Origin of the sequence: Galactobacter valiniphilus (assembly GCF_003575975.1) — a bacterium.
GTDB classification, from domain to species: Bacteria; Actinomycetota; Actinomycetes; order Actinomycetales; family Micrococcaceae; genus Galactobacter; species Galactobacter valiniphilus.
Window position 1 is genome coordinate 32,048 of record NZ_QQXK01000002.1, and the last position, 13,334, is coordinate 45,381.

At 70.6% G+C, this 13,334-nt stretch carries 14 protein-coding genes; 9 read left to right on the forward strand and 5 right to left on the reverse strand.

Going from position 1 to position 13,334, the window contains the following annotated elements; all coding sequences use genetic code 11:
* Positions 1 to 78 precede the first annotated feature (78 nt).
* Positions 79 to 1,335 (forward strand): acyl-CoA dehydrogenase family protein, encoded by a 1,257-nt coding sequence (locus tag DWB68_RS01085; protein ID WP_119423297.1) that lies wholly within the window; start codon positions 79 to 81, stop codon positions 1,333 to 1,335.
* A 69-nt stretch (positions 1,336 to 1,404) separates the two neighbouring features.
* On the opposite strand, the gene DWB68_RS01090 is transcribed toward DWB68_RS01085, so the two are convergent.
* The gene (locus tag DWB68_RS01090; protein ID WP_119423298.1) at positions 1,405 to 2,070 is read right to left on the reverse strand and encodes a PDC sensor domain-containing protein; all 666 of its coding nucleotides are present in this window, start codon (positions 2,068 to 2,070) and stop codon (positions 1,405 to 1,407) included.
* A gap of 56 nt (positions 2,071 to 2,126) precedes the next feature.
* Positions 2,127 to 2,903: a FadR/GntR family transcriptional regulator gene (locus DWB68_RS01095; RefSeq protein ID WP_158588168.1), complete on the reverse strand. Its 777-nt coding sequence runs from the start codon at positions 2,901 to 2,903 to the stop codon at positions 2,127 to 2,129.
* 192 nt (positions 2,904 to 3,095) lie between these two features.
* Here DWB68_RS01095 and DWB68_RS17225 point away from each other — a divergent pair, with 192 nt between their 5' ends.
* From DWB68_RS17225 to DWB68_RS01115, 4 genes are all read left to right on the forward strand, one after another.
* Positions 3,096 to 4,154 (forward strand): ABC transporter ATP-binding protein, encoded by a 1,059-nt coding sequence (locus DWB68_RS17225; protein WP_119423300.1) that lies wholly within the window; start codon positions 3,096 to 3,098, stop codon positions 4,152 to 4,154.
* A 106-nt stretch (positions 4,155 to 4,260) separates the two neighbouring features.
* Positions 4,261 to 5,472 carry an extracellular solute-binding protein gene (locus DWB68_RS01105; RefSeq protein WP_119423301.1) on the forward strand — a complete coding sequence of 404 codons (1,212 nt, stop codon included), beginning with the start codon at positions 4,261 to 4,263 and terminating at the stop codon, positions 5,470 to 5,472.
* Between the two features lie 100 nt (positions 5,473 to 5,572).
* Positions 5,573 to 6,514: an ABC transporter permease gene (locus DWB68_RS01110; protein ID WP_119423302.1), complete on the forward strand. Its 942-nt coding sequence runs from the start codon at positions 5,573 to 5,575 to the stop codon at positions 6,512 to 6,514.
* A gap of 11 nt (positions 6,515 to 6,525) precedes the next feature.
* On the forward strand, positions 6,526 to 7,362 hold the full coding sequence (locus DWB68_RS01115) for an ABC transporter permease (RefSeq protein WP_119423303.1): 837 nt from the start codon (positions 6,526 to 6,528) through the stop codon (positions 7,360 to 7,362).
* A gap of 109 nt (positions 7,363 to 7,471) precedes the next feature.
* Here the strand turns inward: DWB68_RS01115 and DWB68_RS01120 are convergent, their stop codons facing one another.
* Both DWB68_RS01120 and DWB68_RS01125 read right to left on the reverse strand, forming a co-directional pair.
* Positions 7,472 to 8,263: an alpha/beta fold hydrolase gene (locus tag DWB68_RS01120; protein ID WP_119423304.1), complete on the reverse strand. Its 792-nt coding sequence runs from the start codon at positions 8,261 to 8,263 to the stop codon at positions 7,472 to 7,474.
* A gap of 129 nt (positions 8,264 to 8,392) precedes the next feature.
* Positions 8,393 to 9,082 (reverse strand): SDR family oxidoreductase, encoded by a 690-nt coding sequence (locus tag DWB68_RS01125; RefSeq protein ID WP_119423305.1) that lies wholly within the window; start codon positions 9,080 to 9,082, stop codon positions 8,393 to 8,395.
* Between the two features lie 146 nt (positions 9,083 to 9,228).
* Between DWB68_RS01125 and DWB68_RS16370 the strand changes: the two genes are divergently transcribed.
* Positions 9,229 to 9,780: an HPP family protein gene (locus DWB68_RS16370; RefSeq protein WP_199700340.1), complete on the forward strand. Its 552-nt coding sequence runs from the start codon at positions 9,229 to 9,231 to the stop codon at positions 9,778 to 9,780.
* A 98-nt stretch (positions 9,781 to 9,878) separates the two neighbouring features.
* A complete protein-coding gene (locus tag DWB68_RS01135; protein ID WP_119423306.1) occupies positions 9,879 to 11,153 on the forward strand; it encodes an AI-2E family transporter in 1,275 nt (424 codons plus the stop codon).
* 230 nt (positions 11,154 to 11,383) lie between these two features.
* Here the strand turns inward: DWB68_RS01135 and DWB68_RS01140 are convergent, their stop codons facing one another.
* Positions 11,384 to 11,890 (reverse strand): ferritin, encoded by a 507-nt coding sequence (locus DWB68_RS01140; protein ID WP_119423307.1) that lies wholly within the window; start codon positions 11,888 to 11,890, stop codon positions 11,384 to 11,386.
* 215 nt (positions 11,891 to 12,105) lie between these two features.
* Here DWB68_RS01140 and DWB68_RS01145 point away from each other — a divergent pair, with 215 nt between their 5' ends.
* Together DWB68_RS01145 and DWB68_RS01150 are read left to right on the forward strand one after the other, a co-directional pair.
* Complete coding sequence (locus DWB68_RS01145) at positions 12,106 to 12,822, forward strand: TetR/AcrR family transcriptional regulator (RefSeq protein WP_119423308.1); 717 nt, start codon at positions 12,106 to 12,108, stop codon at positions 12,820 to 12,822.
* Complete coding sequence (locus tag DWB68_RS01150; RefSeq protein WP_119423309.1) at positions 12,815 to 13,204, forward strand: RNA-binding S4 domain-containing protein; 390 nt, start codon at positions 12,815 to 12,817, stop codon at positions 13,202 to 13,204. Before DWB68_RS01145 ends, DWB68_RS01150 begins: the two co-directional genes overlap by 8 nt.
* Positions 13,205 to 13,334: the final 130 nt, after the last annotated feature.

Here is a 13,334-nt window from a genome sequence, read left to right on the forward strand (position 1 = left end):
TGTCTTGATTTGAGACTGAGTTCCATTACTCTTGAGTCACCACGCAATCACGCGTCAGTTGCAGACCCAGGAGGAGTCATGTCCGAGTTCGAGGCCCCGTTCCCCGAGGGCGTCACCGAGCCCGAGTACGAGCTCTACGGCCGCGGCGAGCACGCCGTCGACGTGGACCCTGCGCGCGTCTTCGCCGACCTCTCCCCCGAGGACGCCGCGTACCGCGAACGCGCCCGCACCTTCGCCCTGGACGAGGTTGCGCCCGTCATCGACGACTACTGGGACCGCGCCGACTACCCGCTGCAGCTGGTCAAGCGCCTCGGCGAGCTGGACCTGCTGCGCGACGGCGTGCAGATGCCCGGCCGCCCCGAGCAGTCCCGCCTCGCCGCCGGCCTCGTCAACGCCGAGCTCTCCCGCGTGGACGGCTCGGTCGGCACCATCCTTGGCGTGCAGGGCGGCCTCGCCCTGCGCTCCATCATGGACTGCGGCAACCCAGAGCAGATCGAGCGCTGGGCCGGCCGCATGGCCGACGGCACCCTGCCAGGCGCCTTCGCCCTGACCGAGCCGACGCACGGCTCGGACTCCGTTGGCCTGCAGACCACCGCCACCAAGGTGGCTGGCGGCTGGGTGCTCAACGGCGAGAAGAAGTGGATCGGCAACGGCTCGCTCGGCCCGGCCCTGGGCCTCGAGGCGCTCTCCGTGGTGTGGGCGCGCGACGGCGAGGGCCAGGTCCGCGGCTTTGCCGTGGCGCAGGACGCCGAGGGCTACTCCGCAGAGACCATCACGGGCAAGCTGGCCCTGCGCGCCATCTGGCAGGCGCACATCACGCTGCGCAACGTCTTTGTCCCCGACGAGAACCTGCTGCCCGGCGCCAACTCCTTCAAGGACACCTCGGCCGTGCTCTTCTCCACGCGCCTCTCCGTGGCCTGGGGCGCCGTGGGCGCCGCAATGGGTGCCTACGAGACGGCCGTGGCCTACGCCCGCCAGCGCGAGCAGTTCGGTCGCCCACTCGGCGCCAACCAGATCGTCAACGAGCGCCTGGCCCGCATGCAATCGGAGCTGGTGCAGGTCCAGCTGCTCGCCCGCCACTGCGTTGCCCTCGAGGACAAGGGCGAGCTCACGGGCGCGCAGGCCTCGCTCGCCAAGTTCACCGCGACCCGCACCGCCCGCTCCATCGCCGCCAACGCCCGCGATCTGCTCGGCGGCAACGGCATCCTGGTCCGCAACCGCGCGGCGCGCATCTTTGCCGACGTCGAGGCGCTGCACACCTACGAGGGAACCGAAACGGTGCAGGCGCTCCTGATCGGCCGCTCCATCACTGGACACTCGACCTTCACGGGCTGAGGTCCGCCCGGTCACACCGGGAAAAAGTGAGCACGACGGCGGGTGGTCACCACCCGCCGTCGTGCCGCGTCAGGCGGCCGGGACCACCACGGAGAGGCCGAGGAAGTCGGAGGCGATCCGCTCGCCGGCGCCCTCGCGCAGGAGGGTGCCTGCCGCGACGAGCGGGTCGGCGGAGACGATGACGCGGCCGTGGCTGTTGAGCAGGGCCGCCTTGGGCGAGACGTCGCGCAGCCGCGGGCCGAGGCCGCGCTCGAGCGTCGCGGCGAGCACATCGGCGCCCACGACCCCCACATTGCGCCCTGCCACGACCACGGGGAGAGTCACGGTCACGGTGTACTCGTCGGTGCACAGGAAGTCGACATACGGCCCCGTGAGGTGCGGGATGCCCTCCTCGAGCGGACGCACGAACCACTCGCGGCGGGCGTAGGCCTCGCCCGCCGCGTCCTCGCCGTCGGTCAACAGGCGCTCCGCCCTGGCCCCCTGCCACCAGGCCATGTGCCAGCGCGCATCGGAGAGCACGCCGGGCGCTGCGACAAAGCCGGCCCCCACGAGCTGGGAGCCCTCGCGCCGCAGGGCGGCCGAAGCGAGCTCCTCGACGGCGGCGTCAACCACGCGGCGCGTGGGAGGGCTCGCGGGCGTGAAGAGCCGGGCGATGCTGGGCACCCACGGCTGGACGGCGTCGATCATGGCGCCGAAGTACGACTCGGCGGCCTGCGTAGCTGCGTTGCTTGGCACGGTGTTGACGCCTCCTCTTGAGGGTTGCACGAGTGATGGGTGTGCGTGGGTGGGCTTTAGTTCGTTGCGGCTCGGGCCGGTTCGTTGGGCGCCACGAGCGCGTCGCGGCGGGTGATGAGCAGCGCCACGGCGCGGCGCGTGTAGTCCTGGACCAGCCGGCGCAGCTCGTCCCCGTCGCCGCCGGCGAGCGCCTCCACGAGCGTGTCCCCCCACGCCTGCGACCACGTGTCGAACTCCGGGTCCTCGTGCGCCAGCCGCAGGTAAGAGCCGAACTCGGCGTGCAGCTGGACGAACTCGCGCGTGAGGCGCGCCGAATGGCTGAGCGCCGCCATCTCGAGGAGCAGGTCCGCGGCGCGGGCGCCCGGATCCGCTTCCTCGCCCCCGCGATCGGCCGCGGCGAGTCGGCGCACGCCGTCGACGTCGTCCGGGTCCGCCATGGAGGCGGCCACGAACGCGGCGGCGGAGGCGATGACGCCGTAGTGCAGCGCCAGATCGCGCAGGTCCACGAGCGTGGTCTCGGCCAGCTGCGCCAGCACGAGTTCGCTGCGGTCCCGGTGGTTCATGGTCACGTAGGAGCCGCCGTCGCGCCCGCGGCGCGTGGCGACGAAGCCCCGGCGACGCAGGCCGGCGAGCGCCTCGCGGGCGGTCACGGTGGCGACGCCCAGTGACGCGGCCATGTCCGCCTCGCTGGGCAGCCGATCGCCCTCGTGCAGGGCGCCGGAGGCGATGCCGCGGACGATGCGGTCCTCCACGAGTTCCACCTTGCCTCCCTCGATCAGCGGGGAGAAGACGGCTGCGCGCAGGCGGCGCTGCGGCGACGTGGAGTACGGCATGGGTCTCATCCTCTCACTGGCTCGGGCGCCGGTAGCGCGACGGAAACACAAGATTTAAACCATTGACATATGACCTCTGCTTTCATAGTTTAACTACTCAGTTGTGGTCCACGCCACAGATTCTTCGCACCGAACCAGCCAGCCCCACCGCCTCCCGCCGAGGCCACGGGGCGCACCGAAACGAGGTCAACCGTGACGAGCAGCGCCACCACCGCCGCGCCGGCGCCCACCGCCCAGGCCACCCCCGCCATTTCCCTGCAGGGGCTCGGCAAGTCCTTCGGCCAGGTCCACGCCGTCCACGAGCTGGACCTCGACATCCGCCAGGGCGAGTTCTTTTCCCTCCTGGGCCCTTCCGGCTCCGGCAAGACCACCGTGCTGCGCCTCATCGCGGGCTTCGAACTGCCCACCTCCGGCGCCATCCTCCTGGGCGGCAAGGACGTCACGCGCTCCGCCCCCTTCGAGCGCAACGTCAACACGGTCTTCCAGGACTACGCACTCTTCCCGCACCTCACGGTCGCCAAGAACGTGGAGTACGGCCTCAAGCTGCACGGCGTCCCCGCCGCGAAGCGCAAGGCCCGCGTCGCCGCGGCCCTCGAGATGATCCGCCTCCCCCACGTGGCGGACCGCCTGCCCTCCCAGCTCTCCGGCGGTCAGCGCCAGCGCGTGGCCCTCGCTCGCGCGCTCGTCCTGCGCCCCGAGGTGCTGCTCCTCGACGAGCCGCTCGGCGCCCTCGACAAGCAGCTGCGCGAGCAGATGCAGATCGAGCTCAAGCAGATCCAACGCGAGGTCGGCATCACCTTCGTCTTCGTGACCCACGATCAGGAGGAGGCCCTCACGCTCTCCGACCGCGTGGCCGTCTTCAACGAGGGAAAGATCCAGCAAGTCGGCTCCCCCGAGGACCTCTACCAGCGCCCCGCCACCGAGTTCGTGGCCGGCTTCCTCGGTTCCACCAACCTCATCGACGGCGCCCTCGCCGCAGCCCTCACGGGCACCGAACAGCTCGTCTCCCTGCGCCCGGAGCGCGTCCGCGTCGGCGCCCCCGCCGAGGGCGAGGCCGGGATCGCCGGCGTCGTCGCCGAGTCCGTCTTCACGGGCCCCGGCCGCCGCCTTCTCGTCACGCCGGACGGCTTCCCCGAGCACTCGCTCCTCGCCGAGGTCCCCCACGGCGCGCCCGGCTCCTCGGCCGCCCGCGGCGAGCGCCTCGAGCTCGCCTGGCCCCGCGAGGCCGCCTACGCGGTCCCGCGGGACTGAACCACCCGCCGTCGGGCACCCCGCCCGTCACCACTGCACCCCACAAACCAGCGCCACCCACGGCGCGGCAGCACCCCATCATCACCCCACCAGAAAGAGGTCACTCATGCGTACGTCACGACGCCTCACCGGCTTCGCCGCCATGGCCGCGGCCGCGGCCCTCGCCCTGACCGCCTGCGGCGGCTCCAGCTCCGGCGGCGGCACCACCGCCTCCGGCGGCATCAAGGTCCCCGATCTCCCGGCCGCCACCTCGGTGGGCGACGGCGAGGGCCAGGTCAACATCGTCGCGTGGGCCGGCTTCGTCGAGGACGGCTCCACCAACCCGGATGCCGACTGGGTGACGCAGTTCGAGAAGGACACCCAGTGCAAGGTCAACCGCAAGGTTGGCGCCACCTCGGATGAGATGGTCCAGCTCATGCGCACGGGCGAGTACGACCTCGTCTCGGCCTCCGGCGACGCCTCGCTGCGCCTCATCGCCGGCGGCGACGTGGCCCCCATCAACACCGACCTCATCCCGAACTTCGGCAACATCGTGGAGGGCCTGAAGGGCCAGATCTACGACACGCTCAACGGCAAGAGCTACGGCGTCCCGATCGGCCGCGGCGCCAACGTCCTCATGTACAACACCGACAAGGTGAAGGAGGCGCCCACCTCGTGGAAGGACACGTGGTCCGCCGACTCCCCGTACAAGGGCGCCATCATGGCCTACGACTCCCCGATCTTCATCGCCGACGCCGCCGTGTACCTCATGGCCACCAAGCCGGAGCTGAACATCAAGAACCCCTACGCCCTGGACAAGGATCAGCTCGCCGCCGCGGTGGAGCTGCTCAAGACCCAGAACGGCGTGGCCGGCGAGTACTGGAACGACGCCCTCAAGGCCGTCTCCTCCATCTCCTCCGGCACCGCCGCGCTCGGCACCGGCTGGCAGGTCATCGTCAACATCGCCCAGGGCGACGGCGCCAAGGTGAAGTCGGTGCTCCCCAAGGAGGGCGCGACCGGCTGGTCCGACACCTGGATGATCTCCGCGAAGTCCAAGAACCCCAATTGCGCCTACAAGTGGATGGACTATGCCTCCTCCGCCGAGGTGAACGCCAAGATCGCGCAGAACTTCGGCATGGCCCCGGCCAACGCCAAGGCCTGCGAGGGCTCGGAGAAGAACGTGAGCCACTGCGCCACGTTCCACGCCACGGATGAGGAGTACTACAAGCAGGTGTGGATGTGGACCACCCCTGTGGAGCAGTGCATCGACGGGCGCACCGACGTCCAGTGCACCAACTACCAGGAATGGACCAAGGCCTGGACCGAAATCAAGGGCTGACGCCCTTGCCTGATGCCCGACGGCGGGTGGTCACCACCCGCCGTCGGGCCCCGCACGACACACCCTTGGGAGGGAGGGGCGCCACCGGCGCCCGCGCCGCATGAGCACCACCACCAACCCCGCGCCCGCCGCGCCCGCCGGCTCCCCGGCGCCCGCGCCGACGCCGGCCCGGCCCCGCGCCGGCCTGGGCGATCGGCTCTCCACCGTCCTCTACCGCCACGCCTGGCTCCGCCTGCTCGGGCTGCTCGGCCTGCCGATGCTGTGGCTCGGCGTGCTGTACCTCGGCTCGCTCGCGCTGCTGCTGATCACGGCGTTCTGGACCACCGATTCCTTCACCTCGCAGGTCATCCCGGCGTTCACGTGGGAGAACTTCAGCGAGATCCTCACCGTGGCAGCGTACCGGGACACGGCGCTGCGCACCATCGGCATCGCGCTGGCCGTGACCGTGCTCTGCGCCGTCATCGCCATCCCGCTCGGCCTGTACATGGCCAAGATCGCCTCGCCGCGCGTGCGCACCTGGCTCGCCATCGGCATCACGCTGCCGCTGTGGGCCGGCTACCTCGTCAAGGTCTTCTCCTGGCGCATCACCTTCTCCGAGGGCGGGCCGCTTGAGTGGCTGCTCGCGCCGCTGGGCCTCTCCGGCCCCGGCTACGGCACCACGGCGCTCGTCATCACGCTGGCCTACCTGTGGTTCCCGTACATGGCGGTGCCCGTCTACACGGCGTTCCGTTCCATCCCCGACAACCTCTTCGAGGCCAGCGCGGACCTGGGCGGCAAGGCCTGGCGCACCGTGTTCTCGGTGGCGCTGCCGCTCCTGAAGCCGGCGCTCATCGCCGGCTCCATCTTCACCTTCTCGCTCTCGCTTGGCGACTACATCGCCGCGCAGTTCGTGGGCGGCAAGACGCAGGTGATCGGCACGGTCATCGCCTCCAACATCAACCTGAACCCGCCGCTCGCGGCCGCCTTCGCGACGGTCCCGATCCTCGTGGTGGTCCTATACCTCTTCCTGGCCCGCAAGTCCGGCGCCCTGAAGCACTTCTAGGAGGCACCAACATGCGCTTCTCATCCCTGAGCAAGAACACGCTGCGCGCGCTCACCGCGCTCATCATGGCGGCCGTCTACGTGCCGCTCGCGTTGGTCATCATGAACTCCTTCAACGCCGCGACCAGCTCCTCCTTCCCCGTGCAGGAGTTCAGCACCAAGTGGTGGGTGGCGGCCTGGAACAACCAGGGCGTCCGCGAGGCCCTGTGGACCTCGGTCAAGGTGGCGTTCTGGGCCACGCTCATTGCGCTCATCCTGGGCTCCATGGTCGCGTTTGCCCTGTCCCGCTACCGCTTCTTTGGGCGCAACACCGTGAACCTGCTGGTGGTGCTGCCGATCGCGTTGCCCGGCATCGTCACGGGCGTGGCGTTCTCCAACACCTTCAAGAACGTGTTCGAGCCGCTCAGCATCAACCTGGGGCTCTTCTCGATCATCGTGGGCCACGCGACCTTCTGCATCGTCATGGTCTTCAACAACGTGCAGGCCCGGCTTGGGCAGATGAACCGCGGGCTCGAGGAGGCGGCCATGGACATGGGCGCCAACGTGTTCCGCACCTTCTTCCAGGTGACCTTCCCCGGCTTCCGGGCCGCCTTCGTGGCCGGCGCGCTGCTGGCCTTTGCCCTGTCCTTCGACGAGGTGGTGGTCACGACCTTCACGGCGGCGCCGGGCACCGAGACCCTGCCGATCTGGATCTACAACAACATGGCGCGCCCCAACCAGGCGCCCGTCGTCAACGTCATCGCCGCCGTGCTGATCCTGGTCTCGATGATCCCCGTGTACCTCTCCCAGCGGCTCACGGGCGCCGACCAGCTCGAGCGCAAGGCGGCCAAGCAGAGGAAGGCGGCGTAGGGGCTGACCCGCGCGCTTGCCCCGCCTCCCCAGAATCGGAGTGGGTTTCGTCCGCTTTTCGGCAGAAAACCGGACGAAACCCACTCCGATTCTGTTGTGCGGGAGAGCCTCAGGCCTGCGGTGGGTAGACCTCGTCGAGGAAGGGCTTCACGGCCGCCAGCACGTCGCCTGCCGAGGCCAGCGTCCCGGCGTGGCCGCGGCCCGGCAGGCCAACAAAGCGGCCCTTCGGCAGCATGCGGGCCTCGTCCAGGGCGTCGGCGTAACGGCGCTCGTCGGCCGTGCCGGCGACCAGCAGGGTTGGCACGCGCACGCCGCGCACCGCGAGGTCCGGCAGGCCCGTGTCCTCGGACTCCGTGAGCTCGAAGAAGGCGCCGAGTGCCAGGGCGTCGTTGTTGCTGAACGCCGCGCGGGTGTTGGGATCCAGCCCCGGGCCAAAGCCCTCAACGAACGCCTGGATGTCGCCGGCGCGCAGGGTCTCCAGGTAGCCGGGGAAGAAGATGCGCGAGATCTCGCCGTGTTGCGCGCGGTGCGTGCCGCCCATCGCCACGAACGCCGAGACCCGCTCGGGGTGGGAGGTCACGAGCTGCCAGCCCGTGCGCGCGCCCATGGAGTAGCCGACCACGCCGGCGCGCCGGATACCGAGCTCGTCCAGCACGGCGAGGACGTCCCCGACCATGAGCTCGGGGCGGTAGGCCTGCGGATCGTGGGGCTTCTCGCTGCGGCCGTGGCCGCGCGCGTCGATGCGGATGTGCGTGTAGCCGGGCAGGCCCTTCAGGTAACCGAGCCCGCGCCACACCACGCGCGAGAGCGCCGAGCCGTGCAGGAACACGAGCGCCGGGCCCTCCCCCGCCACGTCGTAGGAGATCCGGGTCCCGTCCACGGGATTGAAAGCATCGGCCATGCTTTCAACTCTAGGACCTGCCCGACGGCGATCGGTGCCGCGGGTGCCCCGGCTCACGCCGGGCGCGGGCCACCTCGGGCGCGGGCCAGGCGCCGTCCGCCCCGCGCCGCGCCGCGGTGACCGGCAGGCTCAGCCCTCGGCGCCTGGCAGCTCCCCCGCGGCGACGGCCTCGATCCACGCGGGGATCGGCAACGTGCCGTCGTGGAAGTCCAGGGTGCGGCGGACCGAGTCCTCTGCTGCCGGCCCACCCAACACCTCGGCGATGACGTGGGCCACGAGCTCGCGGCTCGTGGGGGCGTGCTCCGCTCCCTCCGCCGCGGGGCTCACGCCGCCCGGCGAGGGCTCGAGGCTCAGCGTCCCCGGACCCAGGATGGTCCACTCGAGCGCCGAGGAGGCGAGAACCTTGTCGGCCGCGAGCTTGGCCTCCTGATATGGGTAGAAGCCGTGGTCCGGATCGACTCGGCGCACGCGCCCGGCGCCGTGATAGGACACCATGACGTAGCGCCGCACGCCCGCCTCCTCGGCCGCGTGCACCGAACGGATCGCGGCGTCCCGGTCCACCGCGGCGGTGCGCGCCTGGTTGCCGCCGCCCGCGCCGGCGGAGAACACCACTGCCTCGGAGCCCTCGAGGGCGGCCGCCATGGACTCGGTGGTTGCTTCCTCGATGGAGAGCACGAGTGCCTTTGCTCCCGTCGCCTCGACGTCCGCGGCGTGCTCCGGGTTGCGGATCCAGGCCGTGACCTCGTGGCCCGCCTGGGTCAGGAGCGGAAGGGTCAAGAGGGCCACCTTGCCGTGGCCTCCGATGAAGGTGATACGCATGCCCCTACCCTTGCCGCGCGGCCCGCCCCGGGGCAAGCCCCTGCGCTCGACGCGAACTCGCGGGCCCACCCGGCGCAAAACTAAACTGGGGCACCCGGGCGGCCCCGCGCCGTCGGGCACTTCCTCTCCTCCCACCCAAGGACCCTGTGCTGTCCCCCTCGCCAGACAACGGCCCCACCTCCCGCCTCGCCGCCCTGTGCAGAAGGGCGTTCCGCCGCCCCGGCCAGCCGAAGATCACGCTGCGCACCGCTCTGCTGGGGGCCCTGGCCACGCTGGCCACGCTCGGCTTCCTCGGCGTCGTGGGCGCGCTGACGGGATCACAGCTGCTCGTGGCCGGCTTCGCCTCCTCGTGCGTGCTGGCGTTCATGCTCCCGGGCGCCCCGCTCGCCCATCCCATCAACGTCATGGGCGGGCACCTCGTGGCCGGCGTCTGCGGGCTGACCGTCCGCTTCCTCCTCCCGGCGGGCTGGTTCAGCGCCATCCTCGCCGTGCTGCTCTCCATGCTCGTCATGGCCCTGCTGGGCGTGCTTCACCCTCCGGCCGGCGGCAACCCGCTCGCGATCGTGCTGGCGCAGGAGCACTGGAGCTACCTCATCGCCCCCGTGCTGATCGGCGCCCTCGCGGTGGGCTTCTTCACGTGGGCCTACGCGTGGCTGGCCAAGCGGATCCGTGCCGGGGGCAGCGACCCCATCGGCTGAGCCGCCCAGCAGCGCCGGGCGGCCCCGGCACCTGACACAATGGGCGCCAACGTGCCGGGCGGGGGAACCCGCCGGAACCGCCACCCAAGGGGGAAGCAGTGATCTTCGGCAAGAAGCCGACCACCGGAAACAAGCAGCCGCGCACGCAGCCGGACGCCGCGCGAGCCGGCGGGACGAACCGGCCCCAGGCCGCTCGCACGCCGCAGCCCGTCCTCGGCGCCAACGACCCGGTCCCCAGGGACCCGGGCTCCTCCCGCCTGGTGCACCTGTGGAGCGACGGGCTCGGCACCGCCGGGACGCGCTCGCTGCAGGTGATCCTCGTGATCGTCCTCGCCGCCGCGGTGGTCTTCGCGATGACGCGGCTCTCCCTCGTGATCCTGCCGCTGTTGCTCGGCGTCATCCTCGCCTGCGCCCTGTGGCCGCTCATCCGACTGCTGCGCCGCTGGCTCTCGCCCATGCTGGCCGCCTGGATCGTGTTGCTGGGCGCCTTCCTCATCCTGGGCGGCATCGTGACGGGCATCGTGATCTCGGTGGTTTCGCAGTGGGGAACGCTGTCCGAGAAGGCCCAGCAGGGCTTCTCGCAGGTGCAGGGCTGGCTCAAGGACCTGCCCATCCAGATCGATCAGAACCAGCTCAACGAGTGGATCGGCAAGGCCACCGAGTTCCTCACCAGCTCGCAGTTCGGTGCCGGAGCGCTCTCCGGGCTCTCGGCGGCCGGCAACTTCTTTGTTGGGGCGGGCACGCTCCTCGTCACCCTGTTCTTCTTCCTGAAGGACGGCGACACCATCTGGAAGTTCTTCATGAGCTGGGTCCCCGAGCGCGTGCGCCCCACGTGGGACCGCGCCGGCGCCCGGGCCCGCGACGTCTTCGGCGGCTACCTGCGCGGCACCACGATCGTGGCGGCCGTTGACGCCATCGGCATCGGCCTGGTCATGGTCATCATCGGCGTGCCCCTGGCCTTCCCGCTCGCGATCCTCGTCTTCCTCGGCGCCTACATCCCCATGGTCGGCGCCGCAGTGGCCGGCGTGCTCTCGGTCCTCGTCACGCTCGTCAGCTCCGGCGTGTGGCAGGCGCTCGTGGTCGCGATCGCCACGGTCGTGATCCAGCAGCTCGAGGGCAATCTGCTCCAGCCCGTGGTCATGGGCAACACCCTGCACCTGCACGGCCTCGTCATCCTCATCACGCTGACCGGTGGCTCCATCCTCGGCGGCATCGTGGGCGCGCTCATCTCGGTCCCGCTCGTGGCCGCCGCCTGGGCCATCGTCAAGGTCTTTTCCGGGCGCGAAACCCCCGACGACGATCCGGCCGAGCGCAAGCGCCGCCGCAAGGTCCGCAAGCTCGCCAAGGCGCGCGCCAAGGCCCTCGCCTCCTAAGGCGAGGCGGGCGGCGACGCCCGGCCACGCGCCGTCGTGCCTTGCCCGGTGCTTTCCCCCTGAGCTTTGAGGCGAGACACGCGCATTGAGGCCGGGTTTTCGGGCCTCACAGCGCACAACGCGCCTCAACTCGAAGAAGGCACGGCGGTGTCCGGCCGCCACAGCGCGCAAAAACACCCCGCCTCCCTGTCAGGGAGGCGGGGTGCTTGCGCGCCCGGTGGGGGCTGGGGTCAGTGCTCGTCCTCGGGGCCGCGGGCGCCGAGCTCGCGGTCCAGGGCCAGCAGGCCGGAGCCGTCGCCGCCGACGCGCTTGATGCGGCCGATGATGCCGCCGACGGTGGCCTCCTCCTCGACCTGCTCGTCCACGAACCAGTTCAGGAGCGGCAGCGAGTCGATGTCGCCGGTCTCCAGCGCCAGGCGGTAGAGGTCGCGGATGGCCTCGGAGACCTTGACCTCGTGGGCCAGGGACGCCTCGAAGGCCTCGAGGACGGTGGTGATCTCCAGGCCCTGCGCCGGGATGGCCTGGAAGACGGGGCGGGAACCGCGGTCCACCATGTGGGTGATGAACTTGTCGCGATGCTCCAGCTCCTCCTCGGCCTGGGCCTTGAACCAGCCGGCGAGGCCGGGGAGGTCCATGAGGTCCATGTCGATGGCGAGCTGGCGGTAGGTAATGGCGGCCTCAAGTTCCAGGGTGACCTGGCGGTTGAAGGCCTCTTCGAGCTTTCCAGTGAGTTCCATGTCCAGAACACTAAGGGCATATTTCCGGCCGCGCATCCAAGGAAAGCCTGCCCTGCCCGGGCCCCGGCGATCACGCTCACGCCTGGCTTTTCGTGCAAATGCAGGCAAGGCTGGCCTGATTTTCTAGCGGCGTTCGCGACATGAACAAATAACACCTTGAGGGTTTACCGCTGTGTCAACTGGCACGCGGTGCCTTCGGCTGGAACACTGAGGTCATGCCACGACCACGCCGATATGACGCAGCAGTCCGGGAACGCCTCCTGAAGGACGCCGCGATGATCGCCGCCACCGAGGGGCCCCTGGCCCTGTCCGCCCGCCGACTCGCGACGCAGTCGGGCACCACCACGGCGGCCATTTACACGCTCTTCGGCGGCATGGACTCCCTGAGAGCGGCCCTGACGGCGCAGGCCCTGCAGGACCTGGGCTCCTCGCTCGAGGCCGTGGCCAAGGACGGCAACCCCGCCGATCGCCTGCTCGCGCTGGCCCACGCCTACCGCACCTGGGCCCTCGAGCACCCGAACGAGTACCGTTCGATCCTCTCCGACGCCCTCGGCCTGGCCGTGCGCCGCGCCCCCGCCGGTGCCCCGCGCGCCGCGGCCGCCGCGCCCACCGTGCCGATCACGGCCCCCGACGTCTTCCTCGACTCGGTCGACGAGGCCTGGCACGTCTCGCTCGCCCCGCTGAGCGAGGCCTTCGAGGCCGGCCTGGCCGACGGCACGTTCTCCGGCCCGGCCTCCGACGCCGCCGCGCTCGCGGTCACCGTCTGGGCCTCCCTGCACGGCATCGTGTCGCTCGAGCTCGTGGGCGTCCTCGACCCCACGCTCGCCCGCCTCGGCGGAGACGCCGGCGCCGATCGCTTCTTCGAGGACGCGTTGGGCCGCCTCATCGCCGGCCTCGAGGTCCCGGCCCCCTCCCGCGGGGCGCATGCCTGAGAAGGCCCGCGTCCGCGTTGACGCGTGGCTGTGGGCCGTGCGGGTCTACAAGACCCGTTCGGAGGCCACGGCCGCATGCCGCGCCGGACACGTCCGGCTGAACGGTTCCCCGGCCAAGGCCGCGCAGACCGTGGTGCCCGGCGATCGCCTCCGAGTGCGCAAGAACGGCGAGGAGCGCGATCTCGAGGTTGCCGGTCTGCTCTCCAAGCGCGTCTCCGCGCCGCTGGCCCAGGCCGCCTACCTGGATCGCACCCCGCCCAAGCCCAAGGTGCTCATCCCGCAGGTCCCGATCCGCGACCGCGGCGCCGGCCGCCCCACCAAGAAGGATCGCCGCGAACTCGACCGCCTGCGTTCGTCGTGGAATCCCGGATCGGACGACTGAGTTCACGCGAGCCCAAGTGCACTTGTCGTTTGAGTAAATTTGCGCGTTTGGGTGCACAAATCCCTTTCACTTGTGAAGGTGATCACGTAGCTTGGGTGCCGTAGTTCCTAGTTCTTAGCGAAAAGTGGCC